At 60.2% G+C, this 17,248-nt stretch carries 12 protein-coding genes and 2 tRNA genes; 8 read left to right on the top strand and 6 right to left on the bottom strand.

Annotated features, from left to right (window positions below):
- Window positions 1-200: 200 nt before the first annotated feature.
- Both F790_RS14455 and F790_RS14460 read left to right on the top strand, forming a co-directional pair.
- The gene (locus F790_RS14455) at window positions 201-1,379 is read left to right on the top strand and encodes a ParB N-terminal domain-containing protein (protein WP_156824314.1); all 1,179 of its coding nucleotides are present in this window, start codon (window positions 201-203) and stop codon (window positions 1,377-1,379) included.
- Window positions 1,369-2,481, top strand: coding sequence for a hypothetical protein (locus F790_RS14460; protein WP_156824315.1), 1,113 nt, complete (start codon window positions 1,369-1,371; stop codon window positions 2,479-2,481). Before F790_RS14455 ends, F790_RS14460 begins: the two co-directional genes overlap by 11 nt.
- Here the strand turns inward: F790_RS14460 and F790_RS14050 are convergent.
- Together F790_RS14050 and F790_RS0100180 are read right to left on the bottom strand one after the other, a co-directional pair.
- Window positions 2,459-3,325 carry a DNA adenine methylase gene (locus F790_RS14050; RefSeq protein WP_083938849.1) on the bottom strand — a complete coding sequence of 289 codons (867 nt, stop codon included), beginning with the start codon at window positions 3,323-3,325 and terminating at the stop codon, window positions 2,459-2,461. The genes F790_RS14460 and F790_RS14050 overlap by 23 nt on opposite strands.
- A 1,758-nt stretch (window positions 3,326-5,083) precedes the next feature.
- The gene (locus F790_RS0100180) at window positions 5,084-9,895 is read right to left on the bottom strand and encodes a type ISP restriction/modification enzyme (protein WP_019590528.1); all 4,812 of its coding nucleotides are present in this window, start codon (window positions 9,893-9,895) and stop codon (window positions 5,084-5,086) included.
- Window positions 9,896-10,142: 247 nt separating this feature from the next.
- On the opposite strand from F790_RS0100180, the gene F790_RS0100190 reads away from it, so the two are divergent.
- The 5 genes from F790_RS0100190 (at window position 10,143) to F790_RS0100210 (ending at window position 14,564) form a co-directional block, all read left to right on the top strand.
- Window positions 10,143-10,523, top strand: a complete 381-nt coding sequence (locus tag F790_RS0100190) for a hypothetical protein (RefSeq protein WP_019590529.1) — start codon at window positions 10,143-10,145, stop codon at window positions 10,521-10,523.
- Window positions 10,524-10,547: 24 nt separating this feature from the next.
- Complete coding sequence (locus F790_RS13660; protein ID WP_019590530.1) at window positions 10,548-11,066, top strand: hypothetical protein; 519 nt, start codon at window positions 10,548-10,550, stop codon at window positions 11,064-11,066.
- Between the two features lie 105 nt (window positions 11,067-11,171).
- Window positions 11,172-13,010 (top strand): MobH family relaxase, encoded by a 1,839-nt coding sequence (gene mobH, locus F790_RS0100200; RefSeq protein WP_026332809.1) that lies wholly within the window; start codon window positions 11,172-11,174, stop codon window positions 13,008-13,010.
- Between the two features lie 129 nt (window positions 13,011-13,139).
- Window positions 13,140-13,478: a hypothetical protein gene (locus F790_RS0100205; protein WP_156824316.1), complete on the top strand. Its 339-nt coding sequence runs from the start codon at window positions 13,140-13,142 to the stop codon at window positions 13,476-13,478.
- A 135-nt stretch (window positions 13,479-13,613) separates the two neighbouring features.
- A complete protein-coding gene (locus F790_RS0100210; protein WP_019590533.1) occupies window positions 13,614-14,564 on the top strand; it encodes a site-specific integrase in 951 nt (316 codons plus the stop codon).
- 240 nt (window positions 14,565-14,804) lie between these two features.
- On the opposite strand, the gene F790_RS0100215 is transcribed toward F790_RS0100210, so the two are convergent.
- The 4 genes from F790_RS0100215 to F790_RS0100230 all read right to left on the bottom strand — a co-directional run bounded on the left by F790_RS0100215 (window position 14,805) and on the right by F790_RS0100230 (window position 16,930).
- Window positions 14,805-14,880: transfer RNA gene (locus tag F790_RS0100215), tRNA-Thr, on the bottom strand.
- Window positions 14,836-16,002 (bottom strand): ChuX/HutX family heme-like substrate-binding protein, encoded by a 1,167-nt coding sequence (locus F790_RS14965; RefSeq protein WP_083938851.1) that lies wholly within the window; start codon window positions 16,000-16,002, stop codon window positions 14,836-14,838. The genes F790_RS0100215 and F790_RS14965 overlap by 45 nt, the downstream gene beginning before the upstream one ends.
- Window positions 16,003-16,280: 278 nt before the next feature.
- Window positions 16,281-16,730 (bottom strand): Fur family transcriptional regulator, encoded by a 450-nt coding sequence (locus tag F790_RS0100225; protein ID WP_019589866.1) that lies wholly within the window; start codon window positions 16,728-16,730, stop codon window positions 16,281-16,283.
- 126 nt (window positions 16,731-16,856) lie between these two features.
- Window positions 16,857-16,930, bottom strand: a tRNA-Gly gene (locus F790_RS0100230).
- 65 nt (window positions 16,931-16,995) lie between these two features.
- Here F790_RS0100230 and thiS point away from each other — a divergent pair.
- Window positions 16,996-17,205: a sulfur carrier protein ThiS gene (gene thiS / locus F790_RS0100235; protein WP_019590534.1), complete on the top strand. Its 210-nt coding sequence runs from the start codon at window positions 16,996-16,998 to the stop codon at window positions 17,203-17,205.
- Window positions 17,206-17,248: the final 43 nt, after the last annotated feature.

The raw sequence follows: 17,248 nt of genomic DNA on the forward strand, positions 1-17,248 counted from the left end.
AATGGCAAGGGGACTATCTAGAAAGGGCCGGCACAAAAGGGGAAAAGCCTAACCGCCATGCCCACGTACCCAAACGCCGCTTGCGCGACGTCTGAGCCACCGATACCCTTCAGGCAAGCGGGCCAGCCGCCCAGCACACGACACCCAGCGCGTTCTCGCCACGCCCCCGATGGCTGCCATGCCAAACGAGGTCAGACCGAATGACGAATGAACCACAGCCGCCCCCCAATACTGAGGCGCCGCATCAGGAAGTATCCTTTCATCGCCAATCCGTCAACCTCAAGGATCTCGATTTCGACTTAGAGAACCCGCGTTTTGGCCTCAAGGAGGTGTCCACTACGTGGGAAGCATTACAGATCCTGGCGGAACGTGCGAACTTGCGCGAGCTTTGGGATTCGATCCGGTCGCAGGGGTGGCTGGATATCGAGCCCATGGTCTGTATCTACGATGAGCCGTCAGAAACATATATCGTCATCGAGGGTAACCGAAGGCTTGCGGCTCTCAAAACACTTATTAGGCCCAATCTACTTGATGCGCGACTCCAAAGTCGGGTGCCGGAGCTTCCTTCATCTCAACTAACGTCCTTGACCTCGATCGAGGTGGTCGTCGTCCGGAGTCGCCGCGATGCAGATGCATTCGTTGGGTTTAAGCATGTAAATGGACCTGCCAGCTGGGGCTCATTGGCAAAGGCAAAATTCGCTACTGATATGTTTACCCGCATGAAGAAAAATGAGCACGATGCGGAGGTGGCGCTCAAGCGGGTAACTGACGCACTTGGTGATACGACCACATCTATGCTGCGTATGATTGTGGGGTACAAGGTTCTCGAGCAGGCTCTCGAGGAAGGTATCCTCTCATCGCATTCGACAGAAGCGGGCGGCTTCGAGTTTTCTCATCTTTACACGATGATGCCTAACCCCGCGACCCGCGAGTACCTTGGGTGGGGCGGTGATCCACTAAATGCTGACTCCATTCGAGACCGTCCTGTTTCCCCAGCATACAGGCCAAACCTTGAGAACCTTGTAGGGTGGCTGTTCGGGACAGACACAATAGACCGAGTGATTAACTCCCAAGGAACTGATCGCCCAAAACTCCAAAAGGTGCTCCGCGACCCAGACGCCACTGGAACCCTAGAGAGGACTGGCAGTCTTGAACACGCCTCGACTGCTGCCGGATTACACGTTGATGCATGGCGCAATCGGCTCTACAAAGTCGAACTCCAGGCTCTCGAATTGGTGCAAGAAATGACGCACATATTTGACGAAATGGAAGATGGCGTACTGCAAGACACGCTCAAGCGTTCGCGCAAGATCAAGCGCAACATTAATGTGATAATTCGGCAATTAGAAGACCCGGACGAAGACGACGATGAGAATTGAGTTTAGCCCGGTCACAAGTTTTGATAAGACCCAAAGCGCTGCCCGGCTGCTTGAGGTGTCCGCTATCGTCAATGGGGTCGCGGTAATCGACGACACGCAGCCGGAGGATAGCCAACTCCTTGCAGAAATACAGGAGAAGCCGGAGCTCTTTGACCTAGAGGAAGAGGGGGATGTGCTCCGGGAAGAACCATTCGCCGCAGAAAATCTCGCACGCGAGAAATTCAGCGCTAGTGTCTATGCTGAGCTCATGGCGCGCCAAGCCGAACTCGGTCCCGCGTATCCCTTTAAAATAGACTCTGATAATGGCGGTTCCCTTCGACCGAAACCGTTAGAGGACCTCACTCCATCTGGAATCGCTGCAATTGCCACTGGCTTCTTCGACCTTCTACAAGACCAGGAGATCGCGCAGATGTCCAGTGAAGACCGCAAAAGTCTTCGGCGGAAATTCGCAGAAATTTTCGAGATAATAGCGGCCTTAGCTCTCGCGGGTGACCGCCCAGGCAACATCGTTTGGTGGAATGGGCGACATCGCGGTTCTAACGGTTTGTTGCGGCAGCTTCGTAAGCTTCAAGCCGTCGTGGGCTCAGGGAAGGTGTTGGAAATCGACGAGCTTGAAGAGAATCAAGCCAAAGTGAATGACGGGGGTGTGGACGCCTTTGTGCTCACGACAACAGGCGGAGTCCCTGGGCCAGATGCGATGTGTGAGCTGGTTGGGGCGACAATTCAAGAGCATGGGCGTCGAGAAAAAATCATGGGCCCCGCTAAGATTGAGCGTCTGAAAGGGTTCTTTAAGAACAGGCCAAATGTCCAATGGTCAGGAGTGTTAGCGGTCCCTTTTCGTCAAAGCCTTCCCGAAGCGCAGGATTGTCGGGACCAGCATTGTAGATACTTTCCTCTTGATGCGGTTAATGAAAAGCTGAGGTGCCTAGCTGAAGCAAACGACATCCAAACGAGGCGCTTTTATTTTTGCAGGCTTCACCGTGAGTTGCTTGTTCGGGTAATAAGGTGCGCAAATCTTTTGAATCTCAGGATAAATGGGCTGGAGGTGCGCGTATCGGAAATGATGGGGCCGAACGGTTTTATTGGATCAGAAGCTCGTTAGCGCGGCGTCGATTGCGCATGCTGTAGTAAACGTTCAGAAAGCGCAAATGCCGGCTCTTGTAGAGTGAGCGTACTAGGGGGTGGTCATCATACGTGATGGTCCAGTTTGCGCACTGACCGGATGTCAAAAAATTAGCAAGAGCTTGGTGCTGTTCTTCTTTCATTGCATTAAGATAAAGTTTGCCACCTACGGTAACATATGGGGGATCGACGAGGTACATGGTCGAGTGGCGCGGAAGGTCGTCGCTGGCTCTGACCAGCGCCTCTAGCCCATCATAATTCGATATGCTTATCCGGCGCGCGTGCTGACTGATCCACTCGATGCGTTTTCGGACTGCCTGGCGATAATAGCGGGCGTCCATCTTCCATTTTCCATTCTGGCCGTAGCCGCCAATTGGTCCGGAGCCCAAGATAATACCTGATCGGCTGGTTCTATTTATGAAGAACGTCGCGAATCCTGCATCAAAAGAATAGCCGCCGTTATAAGTTTGAAGGGTGTTTCGACATTCATGCCATGTCTCGAGAGTTACGGGCCGGCGGTCTAATTCCTTGAGAAAGCGTTCGGTCTCGTAAAGGATTGCGTGCCATGAACTGTAGATGCACGGGTCCATGTCGTTTAAGTGGACGTGATCGACCGCGTCGTTAGCCAATAGATAAAGCCCTGCGCCGGCGCCTCCACAATACGGCTCAACGTAGTGTCGAGCTGCATTTTGTTTGAGCTTTCCAGCGACCGAGCTTAGAAAACCGCCAAGAAACGTCTTGCCACCGGGGTAGCGGAACGGCGTCAGGTACTGGTTTCGGCGCAGCTTCGGGTAGAGAGATAAGTCTAGTGTCGATTGGGGCATGGCGTTTTCGAGATTTCTGAGGCGCTGTGTGCGTGGTCCCTTGGCGAGTGTGCAATGCCCCGGGCAATTGATGCTGCGTGGTTGGCTTGGCCTAGTGTCGACACAGATTGATGGAATCGATTGCGTTGTTGACAGTATGTCATAAGTGTCGCGGTCCGGGGAAATACCGGCCCTTTCGAGCGGTGACCACACTCCATGGGCCTTTGGAGCCGGCGTAAGTGTCCCTAAGAAGTGGAATACACGGTTGTGCGGGGGGGCGCCGATTGGTACGGAGCAACTGGTTTACGGCCCTGGCGCAGGGCACGTTCTGGGCGCGTATCGGCTTCGAAGGGCGACCCTCGTGATGGAACTGCTGGGCTGTTTTCTGGAAGCTCCAGCGTCGGGTGCGCCGGGAGGGCCACCCCTGGCCCGCCCCCCTCGAAACACAAGTTGGTGCACCGCGTGTGCGGTGCCATGGGCTCAACTACCTCGGCGAATTTTGCGGGATCACTCATTGGGGGCCTCGATTGATACGAGGAACGGCCGCATGCTGCCCTCGGTGATCTGCCACCGGACGTCCATGCCTACCCGCATTCAACCGCCGAGGACTTTGAGAATGGATGATCACCTTAACGGAGAAGCTTGTAGTAGCGCTGACCGCTTCTGTGTCGCGCAAGATGGTCACAGCCAATGCCGGGAAGATGCCTGCCGCTATAAAACCACCTCGCCCCATTCGAGAGTGTCGATCTGCTTCAAGCTTTCGGCGGGAAAGCCTCTCCGTGACAAAGTATGCCGGAATCTTTGGAAATGGCGGTCACAGCTCATGAAATACTGCGCGTGTGGAAAGTAGACACAGTGCATGCAGTCCAGCCATAGACCCCGCGGATATTTTCCATCCATCTGTGACAGCGCCATCATAGCCATCATGACGAAGGGACCGCGTAGCACTAGTTCTGGCAGGTTTCGGATCACGTAGGAGACTCGATCCGACGTCTCTTCTATCGCCAGCTGGCTCCAAAACTCTTTGAGAGCGCTATTGTCGAAGTCCAGTTCCGCGCACAAGACGTGGACTATAAAAAAAAGCGTTACGCGATAAGCGCGAAGCTCCTGCTCAGAGTGAAACGCTCTGCCTCGCACAAAAGGGAGTTCTTGTACTAGCTGGTGCAGAGAATAATCGAGTACTATTTCGTCGCTTGGGAGATCGATGTGTGGGTGTGGACTTTTCTGTAGGTTGTCTTCCCCTCGAATGGCTTTGTGCAACAGCCTCGTTTGGGTTTGTACTATTGAGGCTTTCATTTTTATATCGTCGTGGTCAAATGATAGAGATATGTCGAAGTCATCGGCGAACGCTTGCCACGTGGCCCCTATGGACCTTTTGTTTGTCAATGAAAGCGAAGGGATGTGTATGGGTATGCCGTTTTCGATGTATGATACGATCATGTCGCCCGGGCTTGGTAAAAGATCACGGTGCAAGAATCTTCGGGCGCATTCCAGCAGGTGGTTGCGTCGGCCGTCATCACTGGTCATAAGTAATTCGACCAACGTAACGGGGGAAAGCTTCCACTGGCGACCATGGCGTTCTTGTTGGACTTTTGTTCCCCACCAAATGCTTTGGCGAAAATTGTCGGCAATATAGTTGACCGCTGACGTTTCAAAATACCATAAGGGCATGGTAACGGCTCGCTGGTCGAAGATTATAAGTCAGGCCGCTGAGAACACGCTATAAGTGGTGTCGAATCGGCGTGGCTGGAAGCTCCTCGCATGAGCGAGAAAAGTCGTCTAGGAGTGAAATTCCACTAAAGGCGGCAACTCGCTGACGATCCGGTTAGTCTCAATGCTGATCCGGATAACTCGCTTAAGGAGGTCCAAGATATATCTAGGATCATTCGAATAGTCGTTCGGGTCGTTCCCGATGCCGGTTTTCTTGTCCTTTGAGACCTGATAGCGCTCCATTACCCACTCGATCGGTGACCTGCCGTTGACCTGGTACTCGTATGCCTCTGGTGGAATTCCGCGAAGCGTGAGATGTTCGTTGTAGATGATCGTCGACCTGTCTTTCTGTCGTCCGGAGCCGGCAAAACGCATCTTGTGGACCTGGTAGTCCTCATCATCCAGCGACAGTCGCTTGTTCTCTTCGTCGAGCGGGTACGGATCGACAGCCTCGTAGTTTAGGTGCCATTCGCCGAGCTCACGGCCTGCACGGCTGAATGCCCAGAAATCCCCGGCTAGCGGGATCCGCGGCAGGCCACGGCGGAGGTTATTGCGGAAGCGCTCGCGGTAATCTTCTGCATGGAGGACGCCGTACACGTACCAGAAGAGATCTTCCTTGGTGATGGAGGCGTCGGCGTAGTGGTCCTGGAAGATCTTTAGCGCTTCGGCGGTAATCGTATCTCGGCGGATGTATCCGTGCGCGTCCGGTGTCTGGGGTGAATCGTCGAGAAGGTCGGGGGGCTGCGCCGATCGATCCCCAACGTACTCGTAGTAGTACCGGGGGAAACACTGGCTGGAATCGATCATGTGCAAGTTGGGGACGCAATCAGTGATCAGGGCGGAAAACGGCTTGGACGCCCCTGTTCCCGTGACGGCGATGACGTAATTGCCGTGCTCTTGGGTTGGGAAGAGATGCGGCATCTGGTAAAGACGGTTGTTGAAGTGCCGGTCGAAGTAGTAGGCATTCTTGGTGAAGGGGCGATAAATGGCGTTGAAGACGGCTGCTTCTCGGAAATCTGCCTGCTGCCCGCGGATCGCCCGTTGGAACAAATCGTTATCCCAGCCAATATGTGCGGGATTAGTATCGACCAACCGCCTGGCCTCGTCGACGGAGTTGGCGCCACCAGCCTGGCGAACTGCCTCGACCTCCTCGTTGTAGCGGTCGATCATCTCCGCCATATTCTCTTGAAGTGCCTCGCGGGAGAAGTTGTAGACCCAAGCGTCTCGATTCGTCTTCACACCCGACGAATACGTCCCGAAGATGGCTGTCCCTTCGCGCTCCCTCTTCCGGCCGATGGCCAAGAAGTCATCGAACGCCGGGTCGCTCTGGTTGATCCACTCCCCTTGGGGACTCGGCGTGATTGTGGTGAGCGGGGTGGACGTGATTTCCTGGAAGTGGTCCAACGCCTCGAGCTTCTCCGTCCGGCTCAGGTAGTCACCGATGTCGTGATAGAGGATGCGACAGTCGCCTTGGTGGGCCGGATCCTTTACCAGCAGGGTGATTGCGACCGGCGCACGAGAGCCCTGCCCGAAGACCTTGCCGCCTTCCCGGCGCGACTCCTCACCCGATGTCCGTTGGTTCCCTCGCAAATGCAGGATATACAGGTGGCTGAACTCCGCCGCTAGGCAACGACGCAGTCCCTCGGTGGCATTACCGTCGATGAACGAGCCGTTGGTGACGAAGGCAATGATCCCCTGCTCGCCAATGCGGTCAGAGGCCCAACGGATGGCGCGGATGTAACTGTCGTAGAGACTGTTGTTGAGGGTCGCTGATGACTGAGCGACATAGGTCTCTCGGATCCGCTCGTCGAGTGTCGGATAGGGGCGATTGGCGTTGCCCTCATGCCCCGACTCTTGCCAAGCCGAATATGGCGGATTCCCCACGATGACCCGGATGTCGCTCTCGCGCTGTCGCCGTGCGCGCTCGCTGTTCTCGGCAAGCCAGCGCTGCTCGCGCTCCCAGTCCCGATTACGCTCTTCAGCCATGTTGAAGGTGTCGGTGAGCACCATGCCCTCGAAGGGGCGTTGTTCGCCGGTCCATTCGTGGAACGTGGCCTCGATATTGAGCGTGGCGATGTAGTAGGCGAGTAGGACAATCTCGTTGGCGTGCAGCTCCTCGGTGTACTTGCGTGAGAGCGTCTCGGCGCCCCCGAGCAGGCCGCTTTGGATAAGCCGGGTGACGAAGGTGCCCGTGCCGGCGAACGGTTCGAGGATCTGCACCCCCTGATCGGCCAGGCCCCGGTTGAAGTGCTTTCGCAGGATGGTGTCCGCCGAGCGGTTGATGAAGTCCACGACCTCCACGGGCGTGTAGACGATGCCCAGCCGGTCGGACAGGGCCGGGAAGGCAGTCTGGAAGAAGGTGTCGTAGAGGTTCCGAATTATCTCCTGGCGTGACTTGTCACTCTGCGCGTATTGCACGCGCTCGCGGATCACCTCGTAGAAGCGTTCCAGCTCATCCGTCTCGCTGCTGACCGCATACTCGTCAAGCGCCTCAAGGAGCGCCTCCATGCCCCGCGAGATGGGGTTATCCTTGGTGAAAGAGGACTCTGCGAACAACGCCTCGAACACCGGACGGGTAACAACGTGCTGGGCGAGCATCTCGATCGCCTCGTCCTCCCGGACGTTCGGGTTCGTGTTCGCGCGCACCTCCTTGAGGAACTCGTCGAAGGCCTCCTGTGTTTCGCCGCTCTCAGTCAGCTGCCGGATTCGCTCTGTGACCCGACGCGCGATGTCAGCAACCTGTTTCGCCCATTGGCTCCAGTACTCGCGATCGCCGAGCTTCTTGGGGATGGCCGCGTAGACGGCCTCGGAGATCTGGCCCACCGGCAGATCGGGGAACTCTAAGCTGAGTTGTTCCTCTCCGCTGCCGGAACTGTCGCCTTCGCCCTCGCCTTCGCCGCCTACCACATTGACCTTCCGCCGGAATTCGGCCTCATCCACCAAAGACTCATCGTGGGCGCGCAGAGCCTTGATAACCTTCCAGATGCCGCGAAAGCGGGAATCGCTCTCCAGGTAAGCGTTGTAGTTCTGGACCTGTGTGGCTGGAATGGCCACCGGCAGGATGATGTGGCCGTACTGCTTGCCCGGCGCTTTGCGCATAACCCGACCAACCGACTGGACGATGTCCACGATCGACTCACGGGTATCGAAGAAGACCACCGCGTCCAGCGCCGGCACGTCGACGCCCTCGGACAGGCAGCGTGCGTTGGACAGGATCCGGCAGGAGGTATCCTCCGAGGATTCCTTCAACCACTCGAGCTCCACCTGGCGCTGATGGGCATTCATCGTGCCATCGACGTGGCGAAGCTCGCAGGGGACAAGTCCCTGCTGATGCTTCTCCGGGAGGGCATTACTGTAAAGCTCCGCCATGGAGCTAAATGCCTCGGTCGTCTGTTTCGAGGCCTTGATCGACCGCGAGAACGCGACGGCGCGCTGCATGGGGTTCGTGTCTTCGGTAACGGCTTCCTCTGCCCCCTGCTCGTCCACCGCAACCAAGCCACGCTTCGAGAGTCCTTTCCAGGCCCCGATCATCCGGGTGGCGAAATTGATGTCGACGGCCTTCTTGTCATCGAGCTTGTATGTCTGGTTGTAGGCGTTGGCCAGCGAAGCCATCGTCTCTTCCTGGACCGCGACGATCAGCACCTTGTAATCGGTGAGGAGATCGCGTTCGACCGCCTTGCCAAAGCTCAGCCGATGGAACTCCGGGCCATAGGCGGCCTCGTCGTCCATCGAGAAGATCTCCGCATCCTTCTCCTCAGCCTTGCTCTTCGATTGCTCCGCAAAGATCCGTGGGGTGGCTGTCATGTAGAGCCGGCGGTGAGCCGTGAGTTTGTCGTTGTCGTGGACCTTCACGAAATCGGAGGGGTCCTCCCCCGGCAACGTCAGCCCGGTGGTTCGATGGGCTTCATCGCAAATGACTAGATCGAAGGTCCCCAGACCCTGACTCTGGGCGTCCGCAACCACCTGGATGGATTGGTAGGTGGCAAAAACGACCGTCCGCCGATCCGTAGTCTCCTGGCTGCCATGCAGCGCAAGCTTCCGCGGGTCGGTCGTGGCCGGGTACGCCAGATCGTGGACGGGGAGATCCTCGGCGTCCTTGCTGACCTTCGTGTCCGAGCAGGCGACCAGGGCTCGCAGGGGGGCATGCGCCTGAGCAGTCCATTCGCGAAGAGTCTGACCAACCAGAGAGATCGACGGAGCGAGGAAAAGGATGCGTCCACCCTCCGGAACCATCTCCTCGGCAAGGCGAAGCGAGGTAAAGGTCTTCCCGGTTCCGCAGGCCATGATGAGCTTGCCGCGCTCATGCTGCCCGAACCCGCGCAGGCAATCTTCCAATGCCTCCTTCTGGTGGGGACGGACCTCATTCTTGACCTGCAGGCGCAGGTCCTGGGGGCGGTCCAGCTGGAACACGGTCCAGTCGATCGGGCTCTCTTCGAGGTCCTTGAAAAACAGCCGCGTAACCGGGATCGTCTGGTCCGCGAGTGCCTCCTCGGCCTTTTTGCTCCAATGCTCCGCCGTTGTGACGATCAGCCGGCGCGCGAAGTAGCGCTCGCCCTCATTGGTTGCGAACCGCTTCCCGGAAGCTGTGAAGAACGAGTCGATGTCGGACTTCTGGATGGTCGCGTCGGGGTCGAAAAACTTGCACTGTATCGCCCAGTAGTCTCCGGTAGCCTGTTCGCGCGCCACCAGATCAATGCCAGCGTCGGCGCCGATTCGGGCGGGCCACTCATCCCAAAGCCAGACCTGGTCGAAGAGATCCGCATACTGCGGGTCCGTCATCAGGTAGTTGGCCACCAGGCGCTCGAACAGCCCGCCTTTTTCCCGCTCGCTCTGCGCCCGTTCACGGAATCGCTCGAGGACCTCATCGACCGTCGTCGTCATCGCATCCTTCCCGATCGTGTGTTTGCTTCCAGTAGTTTGCGCGGCAGTATGCACGAGACTCATAGCCGGAGATAAGGCCCTGCAAGACACGGTGGCGCAAGATCCGGATGGGCACGAGCGCCGCCCGAGACGCTTGCCCGACTCGGGCAACACGGCGTGCTGCCGGAAGTTCGTCGCGGACAATACGCCAAGCAGCCAGAGATGAAGCTGGTGACCACCGAATTCCTGAAATCGTAGAGAGGGCAAGATGATTCACTACCGGTTCCAGTCCAGCGACTTGGAACAACTTATCGGCCGTATCATTTTCCACGCTTCCCGAGGCGTGCCGGCTGCCCTGGCGGTTGCGGGGACACCGATGTCCGGGGCACGGACACGGATTGTTGGTGAAAGGCTCGGGGAAGTGGTTCGGGTCAAAGGCTCCAACCGGATTTTCTATATCGACCGGTCTGGCATGGAGCGATACGTTAGCGTCGCCGGAATAGGCTTTCTTTGCGACAGCGAAGAGGAAGCGAATGCCCTGGAGGTACTTCGGGTGCGGACAGCAACGCAGGTGGCGCAGGCAATGGGACAGATTCGGGAGCGCCTCGAAGAGGAGCTCGATCACCTCATTCAAGCCAACGCTGAGTGAAGCGATTTGGGGCCTTGAGAAAGGATGCAGGACTACACCGGGCACCCGTCCCCCTGGGGCACCTACGGTTACATCGTGCGCCGCACGATTGATGGCGTCCTCCATCATCGCAGTTTCCCCGCGCGTGCCGACCGGGATCCGCCGGAGGTCATCGAGGGAGCGCGACAGGCTGCGGAGGCCTATGAGCGTGAGCTGCTGCAGTCCATGGAGCAGGCTCGGCAACGTAGGCGGCGGGAACGGCCGCCGAAAGGCCTACCGCCGGTCAGTGGCATCCAGCCTTTCCTCAGCGAAACTGTGCGCGGGGACACGCGATACGAATACCGCGCCTGGGCGGCGCGCAAGTACCGGAACGGGCGAACCATCCAGCAGCGCTTCTGGGTCAGCGACCATGGTGATCGCGGGGCTTGGGAAGAAGCCTGCCGTTTTCTGGCGGACCTCGAAGACATCGATCCGCTCCCGTTGATCGCGAAATACCCCGGCGTGGAAATCTGGGATCAGGTGCGGGCTCAGCGCGAGCTCAATCGCGACAGGCAAAGCGCGTAGCAGCCTCGGAAACCCTCAAGATCCGGGTGAGGGTTTCCAGGAGACAGATCGGCGAGGCGGTGGCCATCATGGCGGCCTTGTCACAACGGTCCGAGGCGGTCCTCCATGCTGCCATTCCTCCGTCGCAAATCCCCTGCTGCAGAGCCCTCCAGTCGGCAGAGAAAACCGCCGAAGGACGGGCTGCTGCCCGTCGAGAATGCAGATACCCTGCTACAGCGACCCCATCGCCAGGAGCTTCTGCGGCAGATCAAGGGCCTGCTGGCCCTCCCCAGGGACTGCGCTGAGTACTACGTGATCGCGGCACTCCGGCGCTATGCGGCATTCGTGCAGGAGGTTCCGGCGTCCGAGGTGCACCACCATTCGGGCCGCGGTGGGATGCTGGACCACGGGCTGGAGGTGGTGCTGAAAGCGCTGCAGATTCGGCGGGGCTACGTCTTGCCCCCCGGGGCGGAGCCGGAGCGCCTGACCCACGAGGCGGATGCCTGGTCCTATGGCGTGTTCGCCGGGAGCCTGCTGCACGACGTGGGCAAACCGGTGGTGGATCAGCTCGTGCATCTCTATGACGAAGATGGGCGCCGACTCGGGGCATGGGAACCCTGGTACGGCCCGATGTCCGAGCGCCCCGGCGTCCACTGGTACTCCGTCAAATACCGCCGTGGCCGCGTGCACAAGCTGCACGAACCGGTATCGAGCCTTGTCGCCCACTGGATCCTCCCGCCCAAGGGCATGGCCTGGATCAGCCAGCATCCGGAGCTGCTACAGGCATGGATCCATGCGATCCACGGCGACATGGACCATGCGGGGCCGCTGGGACAGATCATCATGCAGGCAGACCGGGAATCGGTCTCCCGCAATCTGGGGGGCGAGTCTCCGGACCGGCTGCCCACACCCACCAAGCCACTCCACGAAAAGCTGCTGACATCCTTGCGTCACCTGTTGAGCGAGGAAGAGCTCCCGCTGAACCGGAATGGTGCGGCCGGGTGGCGAACCGAGGAGGATCTCTGGCTGGTCTCCAAACGCGCTGCGGACGCGCTGCGCGCGCAGTTGCGCGACGAGGGACACTCCGGGATTCCATCGGGCAACGATCGGATCTTCGACACGCTGCAGGAGCACGGGCTTCTCACCCCGCACGGAGATCGGGCCATCTGGAAAGCGAAGGTGGCCGGAAGCGGATGGTCCAACGAGCTGACCCTGATCCGACTTCCGGTTTCGCGCGTCTGGAGTGACCCGGACGCGATGCCGCCGGTCTTCGAGGGGACTGTTGAGCCCGTCGATGCGCCGGCCGAGGACACGGTCACCGCAGGAGGCGAGGATCCCGCCGGCACGGCGGCACCTGAGCCGACCAAGGAAGCCGAAGGCCGGAGTGAGCCCGTTGAGTCTACGGGAGGCGGTGGATCGTCAGACGCGCCTGCTCCGGCGGCCGCGCCGGATTCGGACGATCTCCCGGTACCGCCGGGCATGGAAGCCGCGGTGACCGATGATGAATCGGCCGAACCTGATACATCGGCGGCCGAACCCGCGGCTCCAGCGGCGCCCGCGCCGGCACCGAGTCCGGCCCCTGAGGCCGCCGAAGACCTCCCGGACGATGCGGGGGAGGCATTCCTGGCATGGGTCCGCCGCGGCGTGGCTGACGGCGAGCTGTCCGTGAACACGCGGGACGCGCGCGTGCACGTGACCGAAGAGGGGGTGCTGCTGGTCAGCCCGGGGATCTTCCGCGACTTCGGCAGGGACACGGGGTGCGAGTGGCAGGCGGCGCAGAAGCGGTTTCAGAAGCGCAAGCTGCACCGCCGGGCGCCGGATGACACCAACATCCACTCCTACGTCGTCGAAGGGGGCCGGCAGTCCGGCCGGATCAACGGGCTCCTGATCCCGGATGTCCGCGTGGTGTTCGGGGAGGACTGGACCCCTTCCGCGAACCCGCATATCCGTCGGGGTGACGGCTGAGTTCTGGCCGGTTCCGTGTCCATGACGCGAACAGAAGCTTCTGTTATGTGACGGCCATCACAGGGCATCCCATTACCTAAAAACGCGTATTGTTATAGGGTTATACAGTGACATAGTCACAAGCTACCCATGGCTCGCATCTCGGCGGTACTGATCGTCGGCGAACTGTGGAAAGGATTTCTGATGTTGGCACTGACTGTCAGGGATGGCGAGGCCGTCTTCATCGGCACCGACATACTCGTGACCCCGATCCAGGGCGAGGGCGAAGACGCCCCGGTTCTGACCGTCCACGCACCCGGACGGAGAGTGGACTGGCAGGACGATGGCAGCCTCTCCATTGATCACAGGATTGTGGTGCGCTTTGGCGACAAGCCGGAGCGGCTTCTGTTCGATGCTCCCGATGAATTTCCAATCCAGCGGGAAGCCCTTCGGTCGCGACGAAAGCAGCAGGATTCCCCTCCCCGCTGACCGCGATGCAGTCGGCCCTTTTTGCGATGGGGTGCCGCCTCAGCGTGTTGGCCGACTTCGCTGTACTCGCCCGGCCATGTGTTAACCTGATTTCGCCAGGGCGTGTCGTGAACCCGTGAAAAGGGAGCATGCCCAATGGAATCCGATTCCAGTTCGGGTGAAAAGGTCCTCGATCTCGTGGGCCTCCTGGAGCATTATCTCAGCGTCCGAATCCTTCGCCCCGAGACCATTGACCGGTACCGGCAGGTGGTTCGTCAGTTCCATTCCGATGTCGGCCCCCTGACGCTCGACCGGATTGACGAGCCGATCCTTCTGCACTGGCGCGATCAGGTCCTGGGTCGAGCGCGGGCGACCACGTGGAACTACTACCGGCGCCATTTTCGAGCCCTTTGGCGACATGCGCTCGACTACGGGTGGGTGCATCAGAACCCGCTGGAGAGAGTGTCGGGCGCACCTGAAGCAAGGCGCATCAAGACCGTTTCCAAGGAGCTGATCGAGCGCGCGCTCGCGGTCCTGCAGGATCCAGCGCAGCGCCGCCTGGAACCTCGCTGGTTCTGGGAGATCCTGATCCTGACCTTTTACTATACCGGCATGCGGCGCCGACAGGCCGCGGGACTGCTGTGGCAGGACATTCGGTGGAGTGAGCGCACCATCCGCCTGCGCGAAGATGGATCGAAAACCCGCCGTGAATGGGACGTGCCGATTACCGAGGGGTTGGAGCGGCCCCTGCACGACCTTTACAGCCGAACACTGTGGGTGGTCGGTGAGCGCCAGATGCCGGAGCGGCAAGTCTTCGACCTGGGACTGCATCGAGGCCCTGCCCGTTATCAGGGGCCCGGCATTGACGCCTCGCAGATCAGCTATTTTTTTCGGCGTCTCGGAGAAAGCCTGGGGGAGCCGATTTCCCCCCACCGCCTCCGGCATACCTTCGGCACCTTCATCGGCCGACAGCCCAACCCGCCGCTTCGAGCCCTCCAGCATCAGCTGGGGCACACCAATCTCTCCACGACTATGCAGTATGTCGAGCCCGATATGGGGCAGCTGCGGCAGATGGTTGACCATTTGCCCACCCCGGGCCGATCCTGAACGGCGATATGTGACGAACGGCCGCCGAATCACCCGTATTGACGTGTGTGAATGAGCCCGTATAGTCACACGTAGGGGCCTTTGCAGCTCCATTCTGGCGAGGAGTCCGTCTCCCGCCCAACAACCTGGTGACGAAAAAAAGAAGGGCCGGTGTGTGCGCACCGGCCCTTCATGGGCCCGTCAGGGCGGGCCCATCCCTGGCATGGTTGCCGCCCCGGCTTCCATGCCAGGGCAGCGGTTTGGTGCCGACGGAGGGAATTGAACCCCCGACCTATCGATTACGAGTCGATTGCTCTACCTGCTGAGCTACGTCGGCCGAGCGGGTCATCATAGCGAAGCGGGGCTTCGCCAACAATGCCCCGGGCCGGGGTGCCGCCGGCAGGGGGTCGAACAGGCCCAGCAGGGCGCGCCAGCGCGGGTCCTCCGGGTGACCGGCGGGGCTGGCGTCGGTGATGCGGATGATGGTTTCGCCGTCCGGGGCGAACAGCGCCAGGCCATGGCGGGCGCCGGACGAGGCGGGCCGACGGAAGACCCAGGTTCCGGCGATGGACTCGCGGCGGATGTTCAGACTGAAATCGGGGTCGAGAATGTTGAAGGAGGTGCGTGTGGGCGCCAGCCGTGTGACCGGGCCACTGTACTGCTGCCGCACGCCTTGATTGGCGAGTTCGATCCGGAGGCCCAGCGCGTCCTCGGCGGCGTACATCAGGACGGTGTCGAGGGCCTCCTGTCCGACCGGCCAGGCGCGTTCCGGTCCGGCAAGGCGCAGGGTCTGTTCGGGCGTGCACTGAAAGCACGCGGACAGTTCGTGGATGGTGTCCGGATGGCGGGAAAGGTCCCATGCATCGCGCAGGTCTTCGCAATCGACGGCGGTATCCGGGCGCGTTCCCGGAGCGGTGGAGATGGTGACGGTCATTCCGGGCCGCTGGTCCACTGCGGCGAGGCGGCGCAACACGCGCTCCCATGCCGCTGCGTCCCCGTGGGGAGTGCGTTCCAGGGTCAGTACCGGCGTGCCGTCGGGGGCGAAGATGCACACGCGTGATTGTGGCCGGCCGGGATCGTTGTCCTCTTCCCGGATGACAAGCGCCTCGTGCCATTGTCCGAGGTCGGCGTACAGGTCCCGGAGGGTCGGCAAGGTGGTTACGCGCCGGGCAAGGCCCGCGTGGCGGTTGCGTGTGCGCAGGCGCAGGGGAGCCGCTGCGTTCAGTTCTGTCAGGAGGCTGTTCCAGTCCCGGCGCAGACGGAAGACCGGGCCGCCGGGACCGGTGCAGCGTGCGGCGACGATTTCGCCTTCGGAGCTGCCGAGCTGCGATGCGGCTTCCCGGAGCCCGGTGCGCGGGTTGCGGTCGCGCAGTTCATTCCAGGCGCGGGCAAGCTGGGGCGGTGTGGGTCGCATGGCAAAACGGCGTTGCGGTTCGGATGCCGGATTCAGTGTCTGCATGGTGTTCTCCAGTGCCCTGGCACGGGCCGGGGCGGATGCGCGGTTCCGAAAAAGGCAGCCTGGCTGGCAACCGGGAACACCGGGCTGGCTGGGCAGCAATAATGCGAAGAAGAAGGTCTTTCCAGTCGAGCACAGCCTTTCTGCGTCCGACGTGAGGAAAGTTAAATGAAAAGCATTCTCATTTCAATGGCGAGATCAGGAACCGCCGGATTCGGGATTCCGGAACCCGATGGTGTTCACGAAAATTCGGAGAGGTGGGGCGTGCGTCGCCCCGGGGATCAGCTGTCGCCGGACTTCTGTCCGGACCCGACCCGGACGATGACGTCCACGCTCAGCACGTCGGTACCTTCGGGCAGCGGCGGCAGGTCGTTCACCTGTACCTGGGCCGGTTCCACGTCCTCGAGCTGGCCGCTGTCCACGTGGAACAGGTGGTGGTGCGGGGCGCGGTTGGAGTCGTAGAAGACCCGCGACGGGTCGACGATCACTTCGCGCACGAGGCCCTTCTCGGCAAACAGCTTGAGAGCGTTGTACACCGTGGCCTTGGACACGCGTGACTCCTGGCGCGTGAGCTGCGCGAGGATGTGGTCGGCGCTGAGGTGCTGGTTGCGGGCGAACAGCACTCGGACGATCTCGATTCGCTGTTCGGTCGGCGAGATGCGGTAATCGCGCAGCAGGGCGCGCGCGTCGTCGATTCCCAGCAGATCGGGTTGGGGGGTTCGGGTGCTCATGTTTCCAACATATAACAGCGAATTGGACAGAGTCCAGTTCTGTTTTGGGAAGAAGGCATACGCCGACTCGGCGCGGCAAGCTGATAGAATGCCGCCGACAGAACGAAGCCGGGAACGAGCAAGGGATGGAGCGGGTGATGGGAATCGAACCCACGTTCTCAGCTTGGGAAGCTGATGTTCTACCATTGAACTACACCCGCCTGGCCACGAATTGTATGCGCGTACGCGCCCCGGCTCAATGCCCGAATCACCAACGGTATGACCCATGCAGATCAAGTTGAACGGAGAAACCTGCGAAATCCCTGCGGATCAGGAGCCGCCGACGGTGGCGGACCTGATCCGGCAGCGCGGCTTTGGCGGTCGGCGACTGGCCGTGGAGGTGAACGAGACCCTGGTGCCCCGCAGCGAGCACGCCGAGCGGCGGTTGCAGGAGGGTGATCGTGTCGAGGTCGTTCAGGCCATCGGCGGTGGCTGATATTCTTGCCCGCAGTTGTATCCGCATCCGCACCCGCAACCGT

Origin of the sequence: Thioalkalivibrio sp. ALE20, assembly GCF_000381405.1 — a bacterium.
In the GTDB taxonomy this organism is placed as follows: Bacteria; Pseudomonadota; Gammaproteobacteria; order Ectothiorhodospirales; family Ectothiorhodospiraceae; genus Thioalkalivibrio.